Source organism: Pseudonocardia halophobica (assembly GCF_050948485.1).
Classification (GTDB): Bacteria; Actinomycetota; Actinomycetes; order Mycobacteriales; family Pseudonocardiaceae; genus Pseudonocardia; species Pseudonocardia halophobica.
Genome location: NZ_CP192046.1, coordinates 7,490,104 through 7,515,290 on the forward strand (window position 1 = coordinate 7,490,104; position 25,187 = coordinate 7,515,290).

A 25,187-nucleotide genomic window follows, 5' to 3' on the forward strand; every position below is an offset into this window, starting at 1 on the left:
CCAAGCTCCAACGAGTGAGACACCGCACCCCTCGTGCGGTCGCCGCGAACTACGTCAACAGGTTGACATTCTTTTCCCTCGCAGGTCATAGTGCGCACCAGTTCACACAGTGCCGTTGAACGCAGGAGGCCACCACACATGACCGCGCTCGCGTCCTCCTTCCACGTCCCGGACCACGCCAAGGCCGTCATCCCGTCCGTCATCGAGGCTGCGGCCTCCGTCGCGCGCGCGATCACCAAGGCGGACGACCTCGACGAGGTCCTGCGATCCGTCGCCCGTGCCTTCACCGCGTCGGTCGGAGTGAGCCGTTGCTCGCTCTCGATCCCCGACACCACGACGTCGGGCTACCGGCTCGCGGTCTCGCTCGGGAAGGCGGACTACACCTCGCGCGCTCAGGCGATGGTGGACGGCACTGATGCCCTCTCGCTGGAGGTCCTCGAGCGCCGCGCGCCGGTCATCATCAGGGACCTGCCCGCCGATCCCCGGCTCGCCCCGTGGGTGAGCGCCTCGACGGCACTCGGCGCGTACTCCATGATCGGTGTTCCGCTGACCTTCGACGACGACGTCGTCGCGCTCGCGTTCCTCGACAGCGAGTTCCAGCACGCGGCCTACTCGCCCTGGCAGATCGACGCCGCGGAACAGCTGGGTGCGCTGTGCGGGGCCTCGTTGGTCACGGCCTCCGTGCTCGCGGACCGGCAGGCGTCGCTGCGGCGCGCCCACGAGGAGAACGAGGCGTTGCGGCGGCTGTTCCGCCTCGACAACCTGCTCGAGAACCTGACCGCGGACGGAGTCTCGCCGGAGGTCTTCGCCGGGAACGCGGCCCGTCTGCTGGGCAGGCCGGTGAGCGTGTACGACCGCTACTGGCGTCGGGTCGCCGATGCGAGCCCCGGTGGTTCGGAGCCGATCCGGCCCGTCGACTTGACGGACAAGGCCGTCCGCTCGCATCAGCGCATCCGCGCCGAACTCGAGCAGGTCCGTCGCGGCAGGACGCGATTGATCGCACCGTTGCCGGCGCTGGGGGTGCATTCCCGCTGCATCGTGGCACCGGTTGCGCTCGGCGCCGAGAACTGGGGAGTGCTGGTCGTCCACGAAGCCGGGCGCTCCTTCCAGGCGTTCGAGTCCGAGGCGTCCGCCAGGGTCGGTGCCCGCTTCGGCGCGGCACTCAACGCCGCCAACGACGAGGCGACCACCGTGGCCGCTCTCCGCAGCTCCGTAGTCCGGGATCTCCTCCGCGGCGAGGGCGACGTCGCAGAGCTGTCCGGCCGGGCGCAAGCCGCGGGGATCGCCACCGACACCGCGCACACCGTCATCCACTTCGACACACCGTCTCCCACCGCGATGTCTCCGCAGGTTCAGGAGAGGCTCATCGCCCTGGCCGGGTCGGCGCTGGGCGCGGGCTGCGTCGTCCCCCTGGTCGAGGACGACGGCGCCCTCGTCGTCTTCGGCGCCGCTCCTGCCGGCTCGGCCTCCGATCCGGCTCGCATCATGAACCGCAGACTCGGCGAGGACGCCGGCTTGGCGGACATCACGGCCATCGTGTCCAGACCCTTCCAGCACCCGACCGACGCCGACGACGCCTACGTGGAGTGCCGCCAGGCGATGCGGTGCGCGCACAGGTTCCGGCATCCCGGCCTTCCCCGCGCAGTACGGGTCTCCGAGTTCGGAACGGCGCTGCCTTTCATGGCGTCGGTGGACGTCGCCGAAGCGCGGAGCTACGCGCGCAAGCACCTGCACGGCCTCACGGGTTCCACCGGCGAGGACGAGTTGATGACCACGCTGCGGGTCTTCAACGAGTCGCTGAACGTGCGCAGATGTGCCCGCGCTCTCGGCGTACACGAGAACACCGTCCGCTACCGGCTCGCCCGCATCGAGAAACTTACCGGCCTCGACCTGCTGAACGACGCCGGCGACCAGCTCCGGGCCGAGCTGTCCGTCTCCGCTCTCCGCCTCGTCGGAGACCTGCCGTGGGAGATCGCTGCAGCTGGCGCCTGACCTGCGCTGCGGCGACGCCAGACAGCGACGCCGGCCTGTTGGAGATTCCGACAGGCAGGCTGCCGGACCTCGGGAGAAGCGACCTCACGACGTCTAGGTTCGCGGTGACCGCCGGGCATGGACGACCGCGGCGGGTCACATCCCGTGACCCACTCCGCCCCGGCCTCAAAACCTGGGGAGGACGTCGTGACCGGGCAACCTGCGCCGACGACACACACGCTCGATGCCGAGGCCGAGGCGGTCATCACCGCCCGGGCTGCCATCCCCGCGGCCGACCTGGTCGAGATGCGGGGCAAGTACGCGATCTGCGGGGAGCGGTTCGCCCCCGCGGTCCCGGACGACGTCGCCGTCCGGGACCTGGCCGTACCCGTCCCCGGTGGTGACGAGGTCGCCGTCCGCACCTACGCCCCGGCGGGGATGACCGTGACCGACGGGCTGCTGGTCTGGGCGCACGGAGGCGGCTGGATCACCGGGTCCGCGGCCGGCTTTGACGGCACCGCCGCGGCCTTGGCCACCTCGAGCGCCACGAGGGCCCTCTCGATCGACTACTCGCTCGCGCCGGAGAACCCGTTTCCGCGCGCACTCGAGGAGGTCCGCGCCGTCCTCGACTGGGTGGGCTCCGCCGAGGGAGCCCAGGCCATCGGACACGATCCGGCCCGCGTGGTGGTCGGGGGGGACAGCGCCGGCGGGAACCTGGTGACCGTGGCCGCGAGGACCTGTTCCGTCGCGCTCGCAGGCCAGGTCCTCGCGTACCCGGTGACCGACCGCCGCATGGAGCGCGCCTCGTACGCGGGCCCCTCGCCGGTGCTGTCCGCAGAGGCCATGGCGACCTGCTGGAAGCTCTATCTCGGCGACGCCGCCGACCACACCCCGCATCCTGACTTCTCCCCGGTGGACGGCGAACTCGCCGGTCTGCCGCCGACCCTGCTGGTACTCGCCGGACTGGACATCCTGCACGACGACGGCCTGGCCTACGCAGACGCGCTGCGAGCCGCGGACGTCGCGGTCGAGGTCGCAGACCACGCCGACCTGCCGCACGGGTTCCTCGAGTGGTCGGCTGCGGTCAGCCGCAGCCGGGAGGCCCATGAGCGCATCGGCGCCTTCATCCGGTCGCACGTCTCCTGATCCACGGCGTCACGACGCCGCTTCATCCGCCGCCCGACGCGGCACCACCGACTACGAGGGAGATGGTCACATGTCCGGAGAACAGCAGCGGGTCGCCCTGGTCACGGGCGCGGGGAGTGGGATCGGCCGCGCCGTCGCGAAGCGACTGGCCGCGGACGGGCTGCACGTCGGCGTCCTCGACGTCGCCCTCGAAGGCGCGGAGAAGACGGCGGCGGAGATCGCGGAGGCGGATTGTACCGCGTCGGCCCATCGCTGCGACGTGTCGTCCTCGGCCGAGGTCGCGCGGGCCGTCTCGGAGGTCGTCGACCGGTTCGGACGACTCGACGTCGCGGTCAACAACGCGGGCATCGGCCTGCCGGCCACCGACCTTGTCGACCTCGAGGAGGAGGGCTGGGACCGGCTGATCGGGATCGATCTCAAGGGCGTCTGGCTCTCCATGAAGTACGAGATCCCCCACCTGCACTCCGCGGGTGGCGGGTCGATCGTCAACATCGCCTCGATCTTCGGACTCGTCGCCTCCACCAAGACCTCGCCGGCCTATGTCGCCGCGAAGCACGGTGTGGTCGGGCTGACGAAGGCGGCCGCGCTGCACTACGCCACGTCGGGAATCCGGGTCAACGCCGTCTGCCCGGCGACGATCAACACCCCCGGCGTCGAAGCGCGGCTGGCCCTCGATGTGAACGGCGACAACCGCCGAGCGCTGGAGGCCTGGCAGCCGATGGACCGGATGGGCGACCCCGACGAGGTCGCCGCCGCGGTCTCGTGGCTGGCAGGGGAGTCCGCCTCCTTCACGACCGGAGTAGCGCTACCGGTCGACGGCGGCCTGGTGGCTCAGTAGCCGCGACGCCGCCCTTAGAGCGCAGAACAACAGCGCGACGCAGACCACCGATTCGATGGTCTGGCTCGGGCTAGCGTCACGCCGACCTCGGACCGAAGGACACATCATGCTGAATCTGGACTCGGGCAACCCGGCCAACCGCACCCCGCGCGTCGCCATCATCGGAGCCGGATTCGCCGGCATCGCGGCGGCCGTGAAGTTGAGTACCGCAGGAATCGGCTCCTTCACCGTATTCGAGAAGTCCGACGGGGTGGGCGGTGTCTGGCGGGACAACACCTACCCGGGCGCCGAGGTCGACACCCCGTCGCACTGGTACTCGTTCTCGTTCCGCTACTTCGACTGGCCGCGGACGCACGGTAGGCAGGCCGACCTGTCGCGCTACCTCAACCAGGTCACCGATGAGTTCGGGGTCCGCCCGCACATCCGCTTCAACACGGCGGTCCGCTCGCTGACTTGGGTCGAGGACCGACACGGGTACGACGTGGAGCTCGAGGACGGGTCGGTCGAGGAGTTCGACGTGGTGATCTCCGCTGTCGGTCTCTTCAACGTCCCGCGGTATCCGGACTGGCCCGGTCTCGACAGCTTCGAGGGCCCGCTCTTCCACACCGCGCGGTGGGAGCACCAGCACGATCTGTCGAACGCCCACGTCGCGATCGTGGGGACCGGGAGCACGGGGGCTCAGCTGGCGACGGCGCTCGCCCCCACCGTCAAGCACCTCACGATTTTCCAGCGCGACCCGGGCTGGATCACCCCCAAGGGCGAGCGGGACCTCAGCGACTCCGAACGCGAGAAGCTCCGCGACCCGCGGCACTATCGCCGCGAGCGCCGTCGCAGCTTCCTCATGGAACAGGCGCGGTTCTGGGGCGGCAAGCAGATGCAAGCGGGTACCAAGCAGAACGCCGCAGGCCAGGCCGTGGGAGAGAACTACATCGCGACGACCTTCAAGGACCGCGAGGACCTGCGCGCGGTGGTCACCCCGAACCACCCCTTCTTCGGCAAGCGTCCGGTGCGCGCCACCGGCTTCTACGAGACGCTCCTGCGGGACAACGTCACCTTCCTCCCCCGGGCCGTCGACCGGGTGACGCCGCGCGGTCTCGTCGACGTGGAGGGCCAGGAGCACGAGTTCGACGCGATCGTGCTGGCCACCGGCTTCCGCGCCGCCGAGTACCTGGGCGAGATCGAGCTGCGGGGGCGCAAGGGCCGGACCATCCACGAGCGGTGGAACGGCACACCGGACGCGTTCGTCGGCATCACCGTCCCCGAGTTCCCCAACTTCTACATGCTGTACGGCCCCAACACGAACATGGGCACGATCGTCTTCAACCTGGAGACGCAGGCCGACTACGCGGTCCGGGACATCAAGCGGATGCGCCGCACGGGCGTCACCGCCATCGAGACCCGCGAGGTCTTCCACAAGGCCTACAACCGGTGGTTGCAGAACGCCTTGCGCAAGACGGTCTGGACCACGACGCCGAGCTACTACAAGACTCCGTCGGGCAAGCTCGTCGTGCCGTTCCCCACGGCGATGGTCGTGTACTGGGCGCTGACGCGACTCGGCCGCCGGGTCGGGTCCTTCGAGCGCCGCATCCGTCGTCCCCACCTGCGCGCGGTTGCCTCCCCCGCCGACCCGGCACAAGGTGCCCCGCAGGACGAGGCCGGCCGGCAGTCGGCCTGACGGCTCGTGGACGAGGGTCGACGGCACGCTGTCGCCCCTCGTCCACCTGCCGATCGCACTTCGAGAGGTGAGCAGATGACCACGACCGCCCCCGAGACCCTCACCGAGTACCAGCTCTTCATCGACGGCCGGTTCGTCCCGTCGTCGGACGGCTCGACGTACGAGTCGGAGGACCCGTACACTTGCGCGAGCTGGGCGCGGATCGCCGACGGGACCACCGCCGACGTCGACCGCGCCGTCGATGCGGCGCGCCGGGCGCTGTCCGGTGAGTGGGGCCGGATGCCGGGCAAGGAGCGGGCACGCCTGATGCGTCGGCTCGCCGACATCGTCGAGCGCGAATCCGGCGCCCTGGCCGACGTCGAGACCCGGGACAACGGCAAGCCTTTCCGCGACGCGAACGCCCAGGTCGCCTACGTCGCCGACTGGCTGCGCTACTTCGCCGGCCACGCCGACAAGATCGAAGGCCGCGCGTTTTCGGACGCGCACCCGAACTTCTTCGCCTACACCGTGCGGCAGCCGGTCGGGGTCGTCGGGGCCATCCTCCCCTGGAACGCCCCGCTGATCCTGCTGGCCTTCAAGCTCGCCCCTGCGCTCGCGGCGGGCTGCACGTTCGTGGCCAAGCCCTCCGAGTTCACCCCGGCATCCGCCCTCGCCCTGGCCGCCTGTGTCGAGGAGGCGGGCTTCCCGCCCGGCGTCTTCAACGTCGTGGCGGGGTCCTCGCGCGCGGTCGGTGCGCACCTGGTCGCCCACCACGGCGTCGACAAGGTCGCCTTCACGGGCTCGACGGCGACCGGTATCGCCGTCGCCCAGGCCGCCCTCGGTCACCTCGCCGCCGTCACGCTGGAGCTCGGCGGCAAGTCGCCGCAGCTCGTGTTCGCCGACGCCGACCTCGACCAGGCCACGAACGGCCTGATCGCAGGGGTGTTCGCGGCGTCCGGCCAGTTCTGCACCGCGGGTTCACGCATCCTCGTGCACCGTGACGTCCACGACGAGCTGGCACAGCGCCTGAGGTCGCGGGCGGAACAGATCCGAATCGGGGACCCCCGCGACCCGGAGATCGACCTCGGGCCGATTTCCACCGGCCCCCAGTACGCTCGAGTCGCCGAGCTGCTGAACTCGGCCGCCGCCGAGGGTGCGGGGGTACCGAAGAGTGGCGGCGTCGCCCCGGAGGTGGGCCGCTACTTCGTCCGCCCGACCGTCCTGACGGACGTCACCCTGTCCATGCAGGTCATGCGCGAGGAGATCTTCGGCCCGGTCGTGGGCCTGATCCCGTTCGACACCGAGGACGAAGCGGTCGCGATGGCCAACGACACGCCCTACGGCCTCGCCGCGGGCATCTGGACCCGGGACGTGCGCCGGTCGCATCGGGTCGCGGACCGCCTGCAGGCAGGCACCGTGTGGGTCAACGCCTACCGCACCAACTCGCCGGGGGTCCCCTTCGGCGGCATGAAGGCGAGCGGGCTCGGTCGCGAGAACGGTCAGGAGGCCCTGGACTCGTACCTGGAGACGAAGTCCGTGTGGATCGAGCTGGCCGACGAGTCGCGCGACCCCTTCCGTATCGGCTGACCCGCCGCAGGCCGCGTTCAGGGTCGATTCGCGATGGGCTCGCTCACGAGCCCCGAGAGGTGAAGATGGATCTCACGCTGTCAGAGCAGGCCGAGCGGCTGCGGACGGAGGTTCGCCAGTTCATCGCCACGCACGTTCCGCAGGGCTGGGCGGGTGAGGGAGCCCTGGACCCGGCAGACGTGCCCCGGTTCCGGCAGGACTGGCGGGCGGCGCTGGTGGAGGCGCACCTGCTCGCACCGCATTGGCCCACCGAGTACGGCGGGCGTGGCCTCGACGCCCTGGAGTACGCGGTCGTCGTCGAGGAGTTCGTCGCCGCGGGCGTGCCGCAGTTCCCCGCGACGAACGACGGGATGGGAATCAGCCTGCTCGGACCCGCTGTGCTGGCCTGGGGCACCGAGGAACAGAAGCAGCGGTTCCTCCCGGCCACGCTCCGTGGGGACATCCGGTGGGCCCAGGGCTACTCCGAACCCGAGGCCGGGTCCGACCTCTTCGCGCTCAAGACGCGCGCCGACCGGTTCGGGGACGAGTTCGTCCTCAACGGGCAGAAGATCTGGCAGACCGTGGGCCTCACCGCGAACTGGATCTTCGTCCTCGCCCGGACCGACCCCCAGGCCCGGAAGTCGCGCGGCATCACGTTCTTCGTCGTCGAATTGGATCAGCCCGGGGTCGAGGTCCGAGGGATCCGCAACCTGAACGGCGAGCCGGAGTTCTGCGAGGTCTTCTTCACCGACGCGAGGACGTCGGCCGAGAACGTCATCGGCGGCGTGGACAACGGCGCCAAGGTCGCGCTCACCCTGCTCGGACACGAGCGCGGCGCGAACGGCCTCTCCCTCGCCCTCGCCAACCGGATCGAGCTGCAGCGGCTGGCGACGCTCATCCGCGAGTCTGGTCTGGCCGACGACGACGAGATCCGGCGCAGGCTGGGCAAGCTCGCCGCCGACGTCGAGCTCCAGCGAGCCTTCGCGCTGTGGCTCCTGGGCGAGACCGCGGGCGGGTCGGAGGTGGGCCCCCTCTCGTCGATCGTCAAACTGCGTGGCTCCCAGCACCGGCAGCGGGTGCACGAACTCGCGCTCGACGTGCTGGGGACGCGCATGAACGACCTGCGCGGGGCGGCGGGGACCGAGAACCTCCGCGCGGAGCCCCTCGGTACCGATCCCCTGTCCTCACGGGTCTGGGCGCGGGACTTCCTGTTCACGCGAGCGGGGACGATCTACGGCGGCTCGGAACAGATTCAGAAGAACACACTCGGCGAGCAGGTGCTGGGGTTGCCCCGCGAACCGGCTCCGACACCACAGGGAGCGTGAGCGGACGCCATGGACCTGAATCCCACCGAGGAGCAGCGGGCCCTCGCAGCCGTCCTGCGGGAGTTCCTGGAGAGTGCCGAGCCGACAGCGGTCCTGCGGGACACGGCGGCGTCCGACAGTCCCTTCGATCGCAAGCTGTGGGCTCGACTGGCCACGGAGATCGGCCTCCACGGCATCCTGCTGCCCGAGTCCGTCGGCGGCTCCGACGGCGACCTGCTCGACATCGTCGCGGCGTTCGAGGAGCTCGGTCGGTCGTTGCTCGCCGGCCCCTACCTCGCCTCGGCCGTGCAGGCGCCGATCCTGTTGCGCGCTGCTCCAGACCTGCCGCAGACCCAGGAGTGGTCGACCCGCCTCGCCGCGGGAGAGCTCGTCGTGTCCGTCCCGCTCGATCGCGCCGCGGTGCACGTCGAGGGACACGCCGAGACGGCTCGGGTCACCGGCACGGTCGGGCCGGCGCCCTTCCTCGACGAGGCCGATCTCCTCCTCCTCGTCACCTCCGACGACGAGTTGCTCGCCGTTCCTCTTTCGGACGCGCCCACCGTCGACACGTCGGAGTCCGTCGACCCCGCCCAGCGGTTCGGGATGACAAGCCTGACCGCGGCCCCCGGCGTGTGGCTCGCGCAGGGCGCGGTCGTCGCCGCGGCGCACGCCCGCGCGACGAAGCACGCCGCGACCGCGCTCGCCGCGGAGCAGACCGGTGCCGCGCAGAAGTGCCTCGACATGGCGCAGGCCTATGCGAAGGAACGCAGGCAGTTCGGGCGGGCGATCGGCTCGTTCCAGGCCATTAAGCACCTCCTCGCCGACATGTTCATCGAGGTGTCCTACGCCCGCCGGATCACCTGGCTCGCCGCCTGGGAGCTCCAGGAGGAGGCCGAGCCCCGCTCGGCACGGGCGGCGTGGAGCCACGCCGCGAACGCCTTGCAGTTCGCGGCGTCCTCCAGCATCCAGATCCACGGTGGCATCGGCATCACCTGGGAGCACGACGCGCACTGGTACCTGAAGCGCGCCCTCGCCACGAAGGCGCTCTTCGGCACACCGTCGACCCATCACGACGCCCTCGCGTCCGCGCTCCTCACCGTCTGAGCGCGCAGCGGAGCTCGCCCGTCGGGCAGCAAGGAAGGACATTCTCGTCATGGCCGCACCGCACGCCAGCCATCATCCGGAGGCCCCGTCGAGCGACGGGTCCGAACCGCACCTCGCGACGGTGCTCGAGGCGGTCGCACAGTCGCAGCCCGAGCAGACGGCGCTGGTATGCGGTGACGTCGTGCGCACGTGGAGCGAGTTCGACGACCGCGCTGCCCGGCTGGCCACGCTGCTGCAGCAGGCACCCCTGACACTGCACGGCTCCGTCGGCATCTGCATGCGGAATGCGAACGAGTACCTCGAGACGTACTTCGCCGCGCTCAAGGTTCGCGGCGTCCCCACCAGCATCAACTACCGCTACGCCGAGGACGAGCTCGTCGCGCTCCTCGTCGACTGCGCGTGCGAGGTGCTGGTCTTCGGAGCCGCCTTCGCCGACAGGGTCGAGGCCGTCCGGGACCGGGTGCCGAGCCTGCGGCTGCTGCTCATGGTGCAGGACGGGACGGACGGCGGCGCCGCACCACTGCCGCCAGGAGCCCGCGACTACGAGGAGGAGCTGCGGGCCGCGGCCCCCGCGGCGCCCATCGAGCGTTCCGGCAGCGACCCGCTCGTCGCGTACACCGGCGGCACCACCGGGCTGCCGAAGGCCCTGACCTATCCGGTCGCCTCCCGTGTCCAGGGCCGGGTCCCCGAGTTCGCCGGGCTCGTCGGGCTTCCCGACCCCGGGGTGCCGACCTTCGTCGACGCGGCGAGGCTGTTCGCCGAACGGGGTCAGCGCCCCGTCGGTCTGCCGGCCTCCCCGCTCATGCACAACACCGCGCTCGTGACGTGCGCGCTGCCGTCGTTGCTGTTCGGCGGGTTCGTCGTGACCGTGCCGACCCCTCGCTTCGAGCCGAGCCGGGTCTGGGTCGAGGTCGAGCGGTGGGGGGTGACGTCGATGAGCATCGTCGGCGACGCCATGGGACGCCCGCTGTTGCAGGCACTGGAGGAGCGCGGGCTGCCGACCGGACACGCTGCCCCGAGTCTCACCACGATCACGTCCTCCGGGATGGCGTGGAATGCGACGACCAAGACCGGCCTGCTCGCGCACCTGCCGCAGGTGCAGCTCGTCGAGGTCTTCGGAGCCACCGAGGGGTTGATGGGCAACAACCGCTGGACCAAGGACACCCCGGTCACCTCCACCCCCCGTTTCACCCCCGTCCCCGGGCTGCGAATCCTGCGCGACGACGACACCGAGGCCCCTGACGGTGAGTCCGGGCGGATCGCCTTCCCTGTCGGCGACGCGGTGCACTACCGCGGCGACCCCGAGAAGACCGCGTCGACGTTCCGGATCGTCGACGGCCGCCGCTACGCGATCCTCGGCGACCTGGGACGCCGGCTCCCCGACGGCACCCTGGAGCCGCTCGGCCGGGGCTCGCAGGTCGTCAACACCGGCGGCGAGAAGGTCTACCCCGCTGAGGTCGAGGACATCGTCCGCGGGCTGGAGGGCATCACGGACTGCCTGGTCGTCGGCGTCCCGGACCCCACATGGGGGCAACGGCTGGCCGCGGTCGCCGCACGGTCGTCGGAGGCCGTGACCGCGGACCTCGTGCGAGACGCGGTCCGTGCCCGCTTGGCCGGCTACAAGGTGCCCAAGGACGTCGTGTTCGTCCCGACCGTGCCGCGCTTCCCGAACGGCAAGCCGGACGTGGCCGGCGCAGCCGAGATCGCCCGTGCGGCGACGGCACCCGCGACGTCCTGAACTTCCCCGATCCCTCGACAAGGAGGTCCTCATGACCGACAAAGAGCTGGTCCTGACCGATGATCCACGCCCGCGTGTCAGGCGGATCACGCTCAACCGGCCCGAGAAGCGCAATGCGATGTCCAACGACCTTCGGAACAGGCTGTTCGACGCCCTGCGCGATGCCGACCTGGACGACGACGTGTCGGTCATCGTCATCCGAGGTGCCGGGAAGTGCTGGTCTGCGGGCTACGACCTGGCGCAGGACCACTCGCAGCCGCTATCTCGGCATTCCAACCGGCGCAACGGGCACTGGCCACGGCACCTCGTCGACGGCTGGATCGACGTGTGGGACTACGACACGCCGGTGATCGGGCAGGTGCACGGCTACTGCCTCGCGGGCGGCACCGAGTTGGCGATGGCGTGCGACCTCGTCTACGTCGCCGACGACGCGGTCATCGGGTACCCCCCGGTCCGCGACATCAGCCCTCCGGACATGTGCTGGCAGCCGTGGATCTACGGCCTGCGGCGCGGGATGGAGGCGGTGCTGACCGGCGACTCGGTGTCGGGCAAGGAGGCCGTGGAGCTCGGCTTCGCCAACCGTTCGTTCCCGCTCGACGAACTCGAGGACGGTGTCCTCGCCGTGGCGGAGCGGGTCGCCAAGGTGCCGCCGGACATCCTGGCCCTCAACAAGCGGTCGGTGCACCGCGCGATGGACATCATGGGGATCCGGACCTCGCTGCGGGTCACGACCGACAGCCAGACGATCGGCGGCATGCTGCCCTCGGTCCAGGAGCGCAAGCAGGCGTTCCGCGCGGGCGTGACGAGTGCGCTGCAGGACCGCGACGCCGCCTTCGGGGACTACCGGACCAAGGACGACGCCCCCAACGGGTCTTGACCGGTCGGTCCCCCCGACACAGAGACGCCGTTCGGGCCTCCGCTTCCGCGGAGGCCCGAACGGCGTCGTGGCGTCGAGGTCGCGGTGGGACCGCGCCCCGGCTCGCTCACTGCTCGGTGAACCGCTCAAAAGACGTCGCGCCCACAGTCGCCCCACCGTCGATCACCATCGCGGAGCCGGTCACGTAGCTCGACTCGTCGCTGAGCAGCCAGGCGACCGCGCCACCGATCTCGTCGGGCTTGGCCCACCGGCCCAGCGGGATCGTGCTCTCCATCATCGTGCGCAGCTCGTCGCCGTTGCCCATCTGCGCCATCGTCTCGACGAGGGCCTTCGTCTCGACGTTGCCGGGCAGGACAGCGTTGATGCGGATGCCCTGCGGGCCGTACTCACGGGCGGCGCTTCGGACGAGTCCCACGATGCCGTGCTTGCTCATCGTGTAGATCGTCATCCCCGGCGTGCCACCGATGCCGTTGATCGACGAGGTCATGGCGATCGCACCGCCACCGCCCTGCGCGGCGAACTGCTTCAGCACCGCCTTCAGGCTCAGGTAGGCGCCCCGCATGTTGACGTTCATGACCCGGTCGTAGTCGTCGGTCTCGGTGTCGGCGATGAAGGCCGGCTTGTTCCCGATCCCGACGTTCAGGTGGGCGATGTCGATTCGACCGAACGCCTCCACCGTCTGTGCCACGTAGGCGTCGACCCCCTCGGGGCTGGCCGCGTCGGCGGCGATCGCGAGGCTCTCACCGCCGAGCGAGTCGGTGTACGCCTTCAGCTGAGCCTCGTCCAGGTCGACAATGGCGACCTTCGCTCCCTCCTCGACGAGCCGCTTCGCAGAGGCCGCGCCGATGCCCTGTGCGCCGCCGGTGACGATGGCGACCTTGCCCTGCAGACCCTTGAGCGACATGCGCTCCTCCTCTACTCCGTTGTTGGGGGGCCGGTTCGGCCGACGTTCGCGACCGCTCCGACGCGAGGACGCTAACGTCGTGTGAGCGGAGCGGGGACGGTCGTTGAGGGGCCGCTCGGAATGTTCCCCAACGCCTCACCCCGCGGGCGCTCCGCCGCGGTCGGGCGCTGTTAATCTCGGCCGCCGCTTGAGGGCAGGGGCCGCACCGGGCCGACCGCGCAGTTGCTCGACAGAACCCGCAGGTCATGGGGCCATCGCTGAGTTCTGCCACACGCGGTGGTGGACGGATCGGACCGCCCAGCGTCCTCGTCGATGCGCACTCACCGCGGGCGTTCTCGCGGCCCTGCCCTCCGGGTGTCCCCGTCCGGTGCCGACCCGCTGTCGTTTTGCCCAACGCAGGCGGTCCGGGACGAGAGGGCCGTCCGCACCGGGGCTTACCGTCCGCTCAGCGTGGCGATCACCACACGCGCCCGGAAGTGGACGGCGTCCGTCCCCATGCAACCGACCGAAGAGGGTCAGATCATGACTGCACAGACAACGGAACGGGACGCGGCGGCGTCCATCGACGCGGCCGCCGAGGTCACGCGCTGGCTGCAGGACCTGGAGTCCCAGCTCCAGCGGGATCGGCCAGCGCTCGGTGAGCTGTTCGTCGACGACAGCTGGTGGCGAGACCTCCTCGCGCTGACCTGGGACATTCGCACGTATCGCGGTCTCAGCGCGATCGAGGCCATGGTGTCGGAGTTCGGTCCCGGCACGGCGCCGTCCGGCTTCGCCATCGAGGAGGGCAAGACCCCGGCAGTCAGCGAGGCCACCGGCTTCCCCGTCATCGAAGCGTTCATCACCTTCCGGACCCGCCAGGCCCACGGACGCGGGGTCATCCGTCTCCTTCAGGCGGGCGATGCCTGGAAGGCGTGGACCGTGACCACCAGCATGGAGGACCTCGTCGGGCACGAGGAGCGGCGGACCTCCATCCAGGACGTCGCGATGCCCGAGTACAACACCGCCATCCGCGACCGGAAGACCTTCTACGAGACCCGCGACGAGGAGCGTACGTTCGCCGACAGCGACCCGACGGTGCTCATCGTCGGGGCCGGTCACTCCGGGCTGATGCTGGCTGCGCGCCTTCGCCACCTCGGCGTCTCCCACCTCGTCGTGGACAAGGAGGAGCGACTTGGGGACAACTGGCGCCGCCGCTACTCGGGCCTGTCGCTGCACGACACGATGTGGTACGCGCGGTTCCCCTACCTCGAGTACCCGAGCAACTGGCCGCTATACACCCCTGCCGAGCTGATGGGCGACTGGATCGAGTCCTACGTCAACCTGCTGCGGCTCAACGCGTGGACCCGAACGGAGGTCGAGAAGGCCACCTACGACGAGGCCGAGGGCCGCTGGACGGTTCAGCTCCGACAGGATGGGACCGAGCGGACCCTGCACCCGACCCACCTGGTCTTCGCGACCGGTCTCTCGGGTCTGCCCCACACCCCCGACGTACCGGGCGCGGACAAGTTCCGTGGCGAGATCGTCCACTCCAGCGCCTTCACCGGCGGCCGGGACTTCGTCGGCAAGAAGGCCATCGTCGTCGGGACCGGCTCGAGCGGGCACGACGTCGCGCAGAGCTTCTACGAGTGCGGCGCGGCGAGCACGACGATGGTCCAGCGCGGCGGCAGCTACGTCATGTCGGGCAAGAACGGGATCCCGGTCTTCCACGGCGCGTACTGGACCGAGAACGGGCCCGCGCTCGAAGATGCCGACCTGCTGTCGAACTCGATGCCGTACACGCTGATGCTCGAGCAGGTCTGCCCGCCCGCGACCTCCGCCATCGCCGAGATGGACGCCGAGATGCTCGCCGGGCTCGAGAAAGCCGGCTTCGAGGTGGACCTCGGCCGCGGCACCGAGGGCATGCTCGGTTTCGCGCTCGAGCGGGGCGGGGGCTACTACATCGACAAGGGCTGCTCGCAGCTCATCATCGACGGCGATGTGCGCCTGCAGCGCGGCGAGATCGCCGAGTTCACGGAGACCGGCGTGATCTACTCCGACGGCACCAAGGAGGCCGCCGACGTCGTCGTCTTCGCGACCGGCTGGTCGAACATGCGCGAGATGACCCGTCCCATCATCGGCGACGAGGCCGCCGACAAGGTCACCCCCGTCTGGGGCCTCGACGAGTTCGGGGAGCTGCGCGGCACCTTCCGTCAGTCCGGGCACCCGAAGCTCTGGTACGTGGCGGGTGCCATCGGGATGGTCCGTGCCCACTCGAAGTACGTGGCCCTGCAGATCCTAGGCGTCGAGACCGGAGCCCTCCAGCAGGCCTGAGAAGCCCGCTCCCCCGCGGCCTGCGGCGTCCGCCCGACCGGCGCCGCAGGCCGCTTCGTGTGTTCGCCCCCAGCCGGCCTCGGCGACGAAAAGGGCCCCCGGTGCCTCTGGCACCAGGGGCCCCTCTGGTCGAGTCGGTTCTACTGCGCGACGGAGAAGGACACCCGGAAGGCGTGCGGCGCCAGGGCGAACATCTGACCGGTGAAGTTCGACTCCAGCACCGTCAGGTTGCTCCACTTCTGCGTGACAGCGACGAGCACCTCCTCCTGCTCCATCAGGGTGATCATCCGGCCCAGGCAGCCGTGTCGCCCCATGCCGAAGTTGAGGGGGGACGCGGGCTGGTCACGGGTGATGTCCAGGCGACGCGGGTCGGGGAAGACCGACTCGTCGTTGTTCGCGGCGAACACGCATGGGAAGAGGGTGTCCTCCGGCTTGATCTCCAGGCCCTCGTACTCGAGCGTCTCGTAGGGGGAGCGCTGCACCGACCAGGCACCCGGGTTGTAGCGCAGCAGCTCCATCACGGCCTTCGGAGCCAGGGACGGGTCGTTCTTGAGCAGCTCCCACTGGTCCGGGTGCGCCGCGAGCGACTGAAGGCTCAGGCAGATCTGAGCGCTGGTGGTGTCCGTGCTGCCGACCAGGGCGTTGAAGACGACGGCGAGGATGTCATTGTCGTCGATCGTGCCCTCCTGCTGCACCTTGACCAGGTGGGAGAGCAGGTCCTCACCCGGGTTGCTCCGCCGCTTCTCCGCCTCGCCGAGAAGGTACGCCTCGGTCTTCCCGGCTGCCGCCTCGATGCGCTCGGCGTTGCCCGGCATCGGCGGGGCCGTCAGCAGCATCATCTCCTCGGACATGTGCTGGATGAACGGCGCATCGCTGACGGGAGCACCGATGATCGCGCAGAACAGCGTCGACGGGAGCCGGTTGGAGATCTCACCGAGGAACTCGAAGTCGTCCTCCTTGCCCGCAGCCGCGTCGAGCCACTCGCCGACCCACTGCCTGGTCTGAGCCCGAAGCTTCTCCGCCCCCGAGGCGGTGAACCAGGGTGCACAGGCCTTCCGGGCCCGCACGTGGTCCACACCCTCCCGGCTGAACAGGAAGTTCAGCGCCGATCGCGCGGCCGCTCCCTCGGTGATTCCGATGATCTTGAGCTTGTGGGGCATCGCCAGGCTGAACCGCGGGTCGCGTGTCAGAGCCACCGCGGTGTCGTAGTTGACGACCTCGATTCCACGCTGGCTGCGAACGAAGCCCGGGCCGCCCTTCTCCTGGAACGGAGCGATCGCCGCGGCGGCACGCTCGATATCGGTCTGGAAGTCCGCTGCCATCCAGTCGATGGTGGGCAAGGTGTCAGTGGTCATCGTTGCTCCTGACTCGTGGTGGTTCGGAGTCGACCGACGTCGACAGCGAGGAACCCGCACGGTAAGGAACGACACAGTTCAGCCCGGCTCCCATAGTCCACCCTGTTGTAGCGCCCTACAGAGGATTCCGAACCTGGCCACGGCATGAGCGGGTCATATCGCCGCTCACGGCACTCGGACTTGGCTGGTTGCCCGGTTCAGGTCAACGCCGGCATCCGCTCGTCGGCGTCCGCCGGGCAGCCTGGCGGCCCTTGCGCCAAGGGCGAGGATGGGACCCCGCACCGGCCGCACCGATCCCCAGGATGCGCTGTCTGCGCTTCCGGAGACGAACCCCAACCCTCCTTGTGGGCACCGGCCCCGTGGTCAGGTCGGGCAGGTCGCGGGGTTCGGCATTGGACAAGAGAACAAGGTCCAAGGCAGGCGACGATCGACCGACCCGACGGTCCGTCAGGCTTGGCAGGATGCCGCGGATGGTCGCGATGCGCCTCGCCAACAGTCCTCGGCTCGACAGAAGGGGGCCGTGGTCAGCTACTCGCGCTCGATCGCCCGCGAGTGGGCGCACACGGCATCCGGGTCAACGCGATCAACCCCGTCGTCTGGACCCCCGCTGACGGAGGAGGCCCTCGCTCCACTCCCGCCCGAGGAGCGCACTGCCTACGAAGCGTAGGTGCACAGCAGCGTTCCGCTGGGCGGCAAGCTCAGCGGTGCGAAGGAAGACGTGCACCCGTCCTCTCCTTCCTTCTCCACGCCGCCCGGTTCATCACTTCGCAGCTCATCCCGATCAACGGTGGGCTCACCTCGACCCGATGAGGCCGTTGCAGGTCGCGCCGGCCCGCGTCGCCGCCCGGTTGCAGTTCTGCGCAACCGGCGCCGCGGTGCTGAGCCGGCCATCGGCGCGCCCGGCTCGTCGGCCTGCTCTCGGGCTCTATGGACCGAGGCCGGTAGGCGTCGTCGCGATCGATGAAGGACGCTGCGCGGGACCTCGGGGCCCAGCAGGCCGGCCACCGATGCCGGCCCGCGCAGAGCCAGGTCCGCGGAATCCGCGGAATCCGCAGAACAGCGCCGCACGACCCATCGACCTTAGATGCTATGTCTCAGGACATGGGTGACAGTTCTGTGTCAGGACATCGGTGACACTGGGGGTGCTCTTGGTGGTGACACTTCGACGGCGAGGCTGCGGCGGTGGTCGCCCAGGAACCCATCGATCCCCGTGTCCGCCTTGCGATCTCGCAGTGGCCTGACGACGCGCCGCGCGGGGCGGTCTCGACGTTCTGCACCGAGCACGGCATCTCGCGCAAGTCGTTCTACGAGCTGCGCAAGCGCGCTCGCGCGGAAGGCCCCGCGGCGGTGCTCGAGCCCAGGTCCCGACAGCCGCGGTCGAGCCCGTCGAAGCTGACCGAGCAGGTCAAGGCCCAGGCCATCGCGGTGCGGGCCGCGCTCGAGGCGTCCGGGCTGGATCACGGCCCGATCAGCGTTCACGACAAGATGCGCGATGGCCTGGCCTCGGTGCCCTCGACGGCGTCGCTGGCACGGATCTTCCGCGAGGCCGGTGTCGCCCGTCGCGAGCCGCGCAAGAAGCCCCGCTCGGCGTGGCGGCGGTTCGTCTACCCGGCGCCGAACGCCTGCTGGCAGCTCGACGCCACCGAGTACGTGCTGACCGGTGGACGCAAGTGCGTGATCTTCCAGCTCATCGACGACCACTCCCGCTACGCGCTCGCCTCCCACGCCGCGGCCGCTGAGACCGCCCGCGACGCGATCGCGGTCTTCGACAAGGCCGTGGCCGCCCACGGCGTGCCGCAACGGCTGCTGTCGGACAACGGGCACGCGCTCAACCCGTCGCGACGGGGCCTGGTCGGCCGGCTCGTCGCACACGTCGCCGCACTGGGCACCGAGGCGATCACCGGCAAGCCGCACAAGCCGACCACCCAGGGCAAGAACGAACGCTTCCACCAGACCCTGTTCCGCTACCTCGACAAGCAGCCGCTGGCCGCTACGCTCGGCGAGCTCCAGGCCCAGATCGACGCGTTCGACCACATCTACAACACCGAGCGCCCTCACCAAGGACTACCCGGGCGGATCACACCGCTGGCCGCGTGGGAGGCGACCCCGAAGGCCGATCCACCCCGCCCGAAACCGGACCGGCCCGTCTACAGGCCACCGGTCCCGGTTCGGCGGCCCCGGCCGACCCCGCCTGCGGGGGTACCTGCCGGCACCCGCCCGCGAACGGTGAGCGCCAGCGGCGACATCGGCGTCGACATGGTCATCTACAAGATCGGTGGCCCCCACAAGTTCACACAGGTCCTCGTCGTCAGGGACGGTGACCAGCCTGGCGACACGATCATCGTCACCGACCTCGACGAGCACACCAGGCCCGAGCACCTGCCGAAGCATGTTGTCGTGGGGCGTCTCCTTGTGGTCGAGGGTCTGGGACATGGCGGCCTCCAGGCTTCGGGGCCGGGACAGTCCTCGGCTACTGGTTCGGCGCGGCGGACCGTGCACGTTCACCCTGGTTCGTCGGCGGAGTGCAGAGAGACCGACGTGCTCGTGCTTCCTCCCGTGAGGTGTCGATGCCCGGCACCTCCCGGGAGGAAGCTGAGTTGGCCTGTGTCAGCGGCTGACCCGCCGACTCTCGAGTTGCTTGGCGAGTCGAGAGAGACCGTAGTTGACCAGCAGGTAGACCAGCGCGACAGCGGTGTAGACGGGGATGGCGTAGGTGCCGCCGAGGTACTCGACGGCAACTCGGCCCTCACGCAACAACTCGGTGTAGCCGATGACGAACCCCAGCGAGGTCTCCTTGAGGATGATCACGACCTGAGCGACGAGAGCCGGGAGCATGGCCTTGACTGCCTGCGGGAGCAGGATGACCCGCAGCGCTTCGATCTTGCGCAGTCCGATGGCGTACGCGGCCTCGGTCTGCCCACGGGGCAAGGACCGGATGCCGGCTCTGAAGATCTCGCAGAGGACGGCGCTGTTGTAGAGGCTGATCCCGATGGTCAACGCCCAGAAGGTGGGGACGTCGATTCCGAACGCGGGCGCGCCGAGGAAGATCAGGAAGATCAGCACGAGCAGGGGCAGTCCGCGGAAGAGCTCGATCCACACGCGAGCGGCTCCGCGGAGCCAGGCCCGGTCGGAGAGCCGGGCCGCGGCGAGCAGCAGCCCGCCGACGATGGAGATCCCGATAGCGACGAGGGCGACCTGGAGGGTGGACCACACGCCGCGGAGCAGCAGGCGGGCGAGGTCGCGGTTGAGCAGGACTTCCCAGCGATTCGGGTCGAGGACGCCGTTGCGGCCGAGTTGGATGAGGACGACCACTGCCAGGGCTGCGACGACGGCGCCGCCGGCGAGGGCGCCGTTGCGGATGCGGCGGCGGCCGCGGGGTCCGGCGGCGTCGTAGAGGACGGAGGTCTGCTGGGCCGGCTTCGCGGGCCTGGTGGGGCGGGGTGTCGTGAGGGTTGCGCTCATCGGGCCACCGCGACCTTCTTCTCGAGCCGCTCGGCCAGCAGACCGGCGGGGATGGTGATGATCAGGTAGAAGGCGCAACACGCCAGCAGGACGGCGATGACGGCGTCGGATTCCACGGACACCAGGGCGGTGGTGGAGGCGAGGAGTTCGGCGACGCCGAAGGCGCTCGCGATCGCGGAGCTCTTGGTCAGGGCGACGAAGACGTTGAGCAGCGGCGGAATGACCGAGCGGAGAGCTTGTGGGAGGATCACGAACCGCAGCGAGCGGCTGAAGGTCAGCCCGATGGAGCGGGCGGCCTCGGCCTGGCCGGTGGGTACGGCGTTGATCCCGGAGCGGACGGCCTCGCAGAAGAACGCGGCGTAGTAGACCGACAGCGCGGTGACCGCGGCGGGGAAGAACCCGATCCGGATGCCCATCTGGGGCAGCGCAAACAGGGCGAAGAAGAAGACGACGGCAGTCGGGACGTTGCGTAGGCACTCGACGTAGCCGGTCGCGAGGGTGCGGAACAGCGGGATCGGTGATACCCGCAGCCCTGCGAGGACGACGCCGAGGAACAGCGCGATCGCGGCGGAAAGGAAGATCAGAGCCAGCGAGGTGCCGAATCCGGCGAGCAGCAGGGGCAGGTTGTCGAGGACGGCGCTCATCGGTGAGTCCTGGTGGTTGTGGCGGGCGACAGGAGGTCTGGGCTGGTCAGGAGCACGGCTGCGGCTCCGGCAGCGTCATCGGCTGCTTGGAGAAGCGGCCGAGGCTGGCGTCCCAGGCGGCGGCGTAGGAGCCGTCGTCGGACGCGGCGCGCAGGGTCTGGTCGAGCCACTGGCAGAACTGGACGTCGCCCTTGGGGATGCCGACGGCCCAGTTGTCGGCCTCGAAGGGGCGGCCGAGCATCTCCAGGTCCTCGGGGTCCTTGCTGACGTATCCGGCACCGATCGGCCCGTGCGTGGACAGCGCGTCCACCGTGCCGTTCTTCAGCGCGTCGATGCACTTGCTGGAGACGTCGAACTCGATCAGGTTGGTGTGCGGGTAGTGCTCGCGGATTGCGGCCGAGACGGCGCCGCCGGCCGTGGAACAGATCCGCACCCCGGCGGGGGTCTGCGGGTCGACGATGCCCTTGGGGTTGCCCTTGAGTGTCACCAGGTCCAGCTGGATGTCGGCGTAGGGGCCGGCGAAGGAAATGACCTTCCTGCGCTTGTCGGTGATCGAGTAGGTAGCCATGACCATGTCGACCTTGTCCTGAGCGAGGAACTGCTCGCGGTTGGCCGACGAGGCCTCGACGTACTGGATCTGGTCGGCGCGCAGTCCGAGCCGGCCGGCGACGTACTCGCCGAGGTCGATCTCGAAGCCCTCCTGCTGCCCCTGCAGGTTGGCTGCGGACAGGCCGGGGTGGTCGTAGCGGCTGCCGATGCGCAGGTAGCCGCGGTCGTGGATCTCCTGCATGGTCGACCCGGCGGGGAACTGCGGATCCTGGGCGACCGGCGGGGTGATCCCCGGGTTGGTGGTGCTGGTCGCGCCCAGGGTCGCCACGAGCGCGATAGCGATGATCAGGACTGCCGGTGGGATGAGGCTTTTCGGGATGCGCACGTCGTCGTGCCCTTTCTGCGGGTGGGCCGGCTCAGTGGCTGAGGATCTTGGAGAGGAAGTCGCGGGCCCGCTCGCTGGTGGGGCGGGCGAAGAACTCCTCCGGCGGGGCCTGTTCGACGATCTGGCCGGCGTCCATGAAGATCACCCGGTTCGCCGCGGAGCGGGCGAAGCCCATCTCGTGGGTGACCACGACCATGGTCATGCCGGTGGCGGCGAGTTCCTTCATGGTCTCCAGGACCTCGGTGACCATCTCCGGGTCGAGGGCGGAGGTCGGCTCGTCGAAGAGCAGAACCTTGGGTTCCATGGCCAGGGCACGGGCGATCGCGGCCCGCTGCTGCTGGCCACCGGAGAGCTGGGCGGGCATCTTGTCGGCCTGGCTGCCGACCCCGACGCGGTCCAGCAGCCGGCGCGCGGCCTTCTCGGCGTCGGCCTTCTTCTGCCCGCGGACGCGGATCGGGCCGAGGGTGACGTTGTCCAGGATCGTCATGTGCGCGAACAGATTGAACGACTGGAACACCATGCCGACCTCGGAGCGCAGCGCAGCGAGCTCCTTACCCTCGGCGGGCAGCGGGACCCGGTCGAGCAGGATCTCACCGGAGTCGATCTGCTCGAGCCGGTTGATCGTGCGACACAGCGTGGACTTGCCCGACCCGGACGGTCCGATGATCACGACGACCTCGCCGCGGGCGATGTCGAGGTCGACCTCGCGCAACACGTGCAGGTCGCCGAAGTACTTGTTCACACCACGCAACGACACGAGGGTGTCGGGCTCGGCGGCGCTCGGCTGCTGCGCGGGGCGGTTCTGCGCGGTCGGTGCGGTCATCTTCTGTCTCCTTGGACGGTCACGTCATCGTGCTCGGGGCCCGAGAAGGGCGCAGTGCTGAAGGCATCGCAGTGCTGAAGGGATCGGCCTCGTGCGGCCAGACAGTCGTTCGGGATTGGCTCCGTCCCCGGCAGCCTGATCATCGGCGTGGACTCGGCTGCCGGGGACGGTGTCTAGGGGACCGCGGCGCCGGTGAGCTGCCGCAGGTCGGCGACCAGCACCGTGCCGGTCTCGGATTCGGTGATGAACAGCTCGGTGCCGCGCAGGGCGACGTTTGTGCAGGCCGTCCCGGCCCCGGATCGGACGCGCGCGACGAGCTCGCCGTTCGGGGCGAACACGAACACCGAGCCCAGCGAAGCGTGCGCGACGATCAGCCGTCCGGACGGGTCCAGCGCGAGCCCATCGGGGCCGCTCGTGCCGAACAGACTCACGAACCGGCCGACCTTCAACACGCCCGCCCGATCGGGGTCCAGCGGAGCCCGCCAGACCGCGTTGTCGCGGGTGGCCGCCACGAACAGCACCCGCTCGACAGCGTCGAGGACGAGCCCGTTGGGGCTCGGTACGGTGTCGAGCAGGACGTCGACCCGCCCGCCCCGGACGCCGCCCCGCAGGCGGAGCACCCGACCCGTGGGGTCGTGCAGGCCGGTCAAGCCTTGGTCGGTGATGAAGACATCGCCGTTGGACGCGACGACGAGGTCGTTGAAGCCCTTGAAGCCGGGCAGGTCACCCGGGCCGAGGACGGTGTGCACCTGACCGGCCGGGTCGAGGTGCAGCAGTCCGCGCTGCTGGTCGGCGAGCAGGATCCGTCCGTCGGCGTCGATGCGGCAGCCGTTGGGCTGGCCCTCGTACTCGGTGAGCTGGGTCCACTCCCCCGCCGGGCTGACCCGGAACGCCCGGCCGAACGGGATGTCGACCAGGTGCAGGTTCCCGTCGGCGTCGAACACCGGCCCCTCGAGGAACGAGTCGATGCGCCGACCGGCCTTATGGGCGTCGGCCCACGCGCTGGGCTCGTCCTTGCGACGCAGCTCGGGCGGCAGGACGAACCGCGGCGACGCGTCCACCACCACGGGTGGGGTGTCGAGGTACATGGGACCTGCTCTCGCGACGGTGCGGTCGGGTCAGTGGACGGGGGTGGGTGCGGCGCCGAGTGCGCCCGACTCCTCGGCGGCGGCGAGCTCCGCGGCGGTGTAGCCGAGCTCGCGGGCGAGGTCCGCGGTGTGCTCGCCGACCTTGGGCAGGTCGAGCCGCAGCGGCAGCCTGCGGCCGCCGATCTCCAGCGGCAAAGAGGGCAGCCGCACGGTGCGCCCGTCGTCGAGGGTCAGCTCGGTCAGCGCGCCCGGCTCGTTCAGCTGCGGGTCCTCGAAGAGGTCCTCCGGCCGCTGGATCGGGGCGAACGGCAGCCGCGCGGCCTCGCACAGCCGGACGGCCTCGGCGCGGGTGAGCCCGGCGAAGGTCTCCCGCAGCCGGGGCAGCAGCCGGTCCCGGGCCGCGACCCGCTCGCCGTTGGTGGCCAGGTCCGGGTCGGCGGCCAGATCGGGCAGGTCGAACGCGGAGCAGAAGGCCCGCCAGTTGGTGTCCGACACGACGCCGACGAAGATCTTCTCGTCGTCAGCGGTGTCGAACACGTCGTAGACCGCCCATGCGGACAGCCGCGAGGGCATCGGCGCCGCGGCCTGCCCGGTCACGGCGAACTGCGCCATGTGCTGGCCGACGAGGAACACGTTGTTCTCGAAGAGCGAGCTGCGCACCAGCCGCCCGCGCCCGGTGGCCCGCCGCTCGTAGAGCGCGGCCATGATCCCCATAGCGGCGAACATGCCGCCCATGACGTCGTTGACCGAGGCCCCCGCGCGCAGCGGGCGCCCGGGCGGCCCGGTCATGTAGGCCAGGCCGCCCATCATCTGCACGACCTCGTCGAGCGCAGCGCGCTGCTCGTAGGGCCCGGCAAGGAAGCCCTTGAGGCTGCGGTAGACCAGCCCGGGATTGTCCGCACTCAGCGCCTCGTAGCCCAGGCCCATCGCCTCCAAGCCGCCGGGCCGGAAGTTCTCGGTGACCACGTCGGCCGACGTGATGAGCCGCCTGACGAACTCGATGCCCGCCTCGGACTTGAGGTCGACGGCGACGGAGCGCTTGTTGCGGTTGTACATCGGGAAGAACCCGGCGCCCGAGCCTGGCAGCGCACGAGTCTTGTCCCCGGCGCCGACCGGCTCGACCTTGATCACGTCCGCGCCCAGGTCGGCGAGCACCAGCCCGCAGCTGGGGCCCATCACCATGTGCGAGAACTCGACTACCCGCACTCCGGCCAGGGGCAGGCCGGCGCCGTCCGCGGCGGTCACGCGGCCACCCCCACGTTCGCATAGTGGAAGCCCTTGGTCAGCCCGGCGGCCGGGACCTGGCCGTAGAGCTCCTCGCCGGGCAGGCCCTCGGCGAGGATCGCCCGGGCCTCGATCAGGGCCTCGATGTCCACGCCGGTGCGCAGGCCCATCGACTCGAGCAGGAAGACCAGGTCCTGGGCACATGAGGGCCGGGACAGCCCGACACCCGCTGGCATGGCGTGGCA

The 25,187-nt window shown here is 70.1% G+C and carries 19 protein-coding genes and 1 pseudogene; 11 read left to right on the top strand and 9 right to left on the bottom strand.

Annotated elements, in window-relative coordinates; genetic code table 11:
• Positions 1–138 precede the first annotated feature (138 nt).
• From ACQP04_RS35815 to ACQP04_RS35855, 9 genes are all read left to right on the top strand, one after another.
• The gene (locus ACQP04_RS35815) at positions 139–1,992 is read left to right on the top strand and encodes a helix-turn-helix domain-containing protein (RefSeq protein WP_433504858.1); all 1,854 of its coding nucleotides are present in this window, start codon (positions 139–141) and stop codon (positions 1,990–1,992) included.
• 186 nt (positions 1,993–2,178) lie between these two features.
• Positions 2,179–3,117 carry an alpha/beta hydrolase gene (locus ACQP04_RS35820; protein WP_433504859.1) on the top strand — a complete coding sequence of 313 codons (939 nt, stop codon included), beginning with the start codon at positions 2,179–2,181 and terminating at the stop codon, positions 3,115–3,117.
• A 70-nt stretch (positions 3,118–3,187) separates the two neighbouring features.
• Entirely contained in the window at positions 3,188–3,955 is a 768-nt protein-coding gene (locus ACQP04_RS35825) for an SDR family NAD(P)-dependent oxidoreductase (RefSeq protein WP_433504860.1), read from the top strand.
• 106 nt (positions 3,956–4,061) lie between these two features.
• On the top strand, positions 4,062–5,630 hold the full coding sequence (locus tag ACQP04_RS35830; RefSeq protein ID WP_433504861.1) for a flavin-containing monooxygenase: 1,569 nt from the start codon (positions 4,062–4,064) through the stop codon (positions 5,628–5,630).
• Positions 5,631–5,705: 75 nt separating this feature from the next.
• Positions 5,706–7,196, top strand: a complete 1,491-nt coding sequence (locus ACQP04_RS35835; protein ID WP_433504862.1) for an aldehyde dehydrogenase — start codon at positions 5,706–5,708, stop codon at positions 7,194–7,196.
• Positions 7,197–7,261: 65 nt separating this feature from the next.
• Positions 7,262–8,500, top strand: coding sequence for an acyl-CoA dehydrogenase family protein (locus ACQP04_RS35840; RefSeq protein ID WP_433504863.1), 1,239 nt, complete (start codon positions 7,262–7,264; stop codon positions 8,498–8,500).
• A 9-nt stretch (positions 8,501–8,509) separates the two neighbouring features.
• Positions 8,510–9,583 (top strand): acyl-CoA dehydrogenase family protein, encoded by a 1,074-nt coding sequence (locus ACQP04_RS35845; protein WP_433504864.1) that lies wholly within the window; start codon positions 8,510–8,512, stop codon positions 9,581–9,583.
• 49 nt (positions 9,584–9,632) lie between these two features.
• Positions 9,633–11,321, top strand: coding sequence for an AMP-binding protein (locus ACQP04_RS35850; RefSeq protein ID WP_433504865.1), 1,689 nt, complete (start codon positions 9,633–9,635; stop codon positions 11,319–11,321).
• Positions 11,322–11,352: 31 nt separating this feature from the next.
• Positions 11,353–12,198, top strand: coding sequence for an enoyl-CoA hydratase-related protein (locus tag ACQP04_RS35855; RefSeq protein WP_433504866.1), 846 nt, complete (start codon positions 11,353–11,355; stop codon positions 12,196–12,198).
• Between the two features lie 106 nt (positions 12,199–12,304).
• On the opposite strand, the gene ACQP04_RS35860 is transcribed toward ACQP04_RS35855, so the two are convergent.
• On the bottom strand, positions 12,305–13,102 hold the full coding sequence (locus tag ACQP04_RS35860; RefSeq protein WP_433504867.1) for an SDR family NAD(P)-dependent oxidoreductase: 798 nt from the start codon (positions 13,100–13,102) through the stop codon (positions 12,305–12,307).
• A gap of 522 nt (positions 13,103–13,624) precedes the next feature.
• On the opposite strand from ACQP04_RS35860, the gene ACQP04_RS35865 reads away from it, so the two are divergent.
• The gene (locus ACQP04_RS35865) at positions 13,625–15,412 is read left to right on the top strand and encodes a flavin-containing monooxygenase (protein WP_433504868.1); all 1,788 of its coding nucleotides are present in this window, start codon (positions 13,625–13,627) and stop codon (positions 15,410–15,412) included.
• Positions 15,413–15,552: 140 nt separating this feature from the next.
• Here the strand turns inward: ACQP04_RS35865 and ACQP04_RS35870 are convergent, their stop codons facing one another.
• Positions 15,553–16,767, bottom strand: a complete 1,215-nt coding sequence (locus tag ACQP04_RS35870) for a cytochrome P450 (protein ID WP_433504869.1) — start codon at positions 16,765–16,767, stop codon at positions 15,553–15,555.
• Between the two features lie 1,182 nt (positions 16,768–17,949).
• Between ACQP04_RS35870 and ACQP04_RS35875 the strand changes: the two are divergent.
• A pseudogene (locus ACQP04_RS35875) lies at positions 17,950–18,888 on the top strand (integrase core domain-containing protein); the annotation flags it as partial.
• A gap of 486 nt (positions 18,889–19,374) precedes the next feature.
• Here ACQP04_RS35875 and ACQP04_RS35880 read toward each other — a convergent pair.
• From ACQP04_RS35880 to ACQP04_RS35910, 7 genes are all read right to left on the bottom strand, one after another.
• Complete coding sequence (locus ACQP04_RS35880) at positions 19,375–20,229, bottom strand: amino acid ABC transporter permease (RefSeq protein WP_433508503.1); 855 nt, start codon at positions 20,227–20,229, stop codon at positions 19,375–19,377.
• Positions 20,226–20,873, bottom strand: a complete 648-nt coding sequence (locus ACQP04_RS35885) for an amino acid ABC transporter permease (protein WP_433504870.1) — start codon at positions 20,871–20,873, stop codon at positions 20,226–20,228. The genes ACQP04_RS35880 and ACQP04_RS35885 overlap by 4 nt, the downstream gene beginning before the upstream one ends.
• A gap of 46 nt (positions 20,874–20,919) precedes the next feature.
• Positions 20,920–21,750: a glutamate ABC transporter substrate-binding protein gene (locus ACQP04_RS35890; protein ID WP_433504871.1), complete on the bottom strand. Its 831-nt coding sequence runs from the start codon at positions 21,748–21,750 to the stop codon at positions 20,920–20,922.
• Between the two features lie 88 nt (positions 21,751–21,838).
• Positions 21,839–22,630 carry an amino acid ABC transporter ATP-binding protein gene (locus ACQP04_RS35895; protein WP_433504872.1) on the bottom strand — a complete coding sequence of 264 codons (792 nt, stop codon included), beginning with the start codon at positions 22,628–22,630 and terminating at the stop codon, positions 21,839–21,841.
• A gap of 173 nt (positions 22,631–22,803) precedes the next feature.
• Positions 22,804–23,718 carry an SMP-30/gluconolactonase/LRE family protein gene (locus ACQP04_RS35900; protein WP_433504873.1) on the bottom strand — a complete coding sequence of 305 codons (915 nt, stop codon included), beginning with the start codon at positions 23,716–23,718 and terminating at the stop codon, positions 22,804–22,806.
• A 30-nt stretch (positions 23,719–23,748) separates the two neighbouring features.
• Positions 23,749–24,963, bottom strand: coding sequence for a CaiB/BaiF CoA transferase family protein (locus ACQP04_RS35905; protein ID WP_433504874.1), 1,215 nt, complete (start codon positions 24,961–24,963; stop codon positions 23,749–23,751).
• Positions 24,960–25,112 (bottom strand): hypothetical protein, encoded by a 153-nt coding sequence (locus ACQP04_RS35910; RefSeq protein WP_433504875.1) that lies wholly within the window; start codon positions 25,110–25,112, stop codon positions 24,960–24,962. The genes ACQP04_RS35905 and ACQP04_RS35910 overlap by 4 nt, the downstream gene beginning before the upstream one ends.
• Between the last annotated feature and the right edge of the window lie 75 nt (positions 25,113–25,187).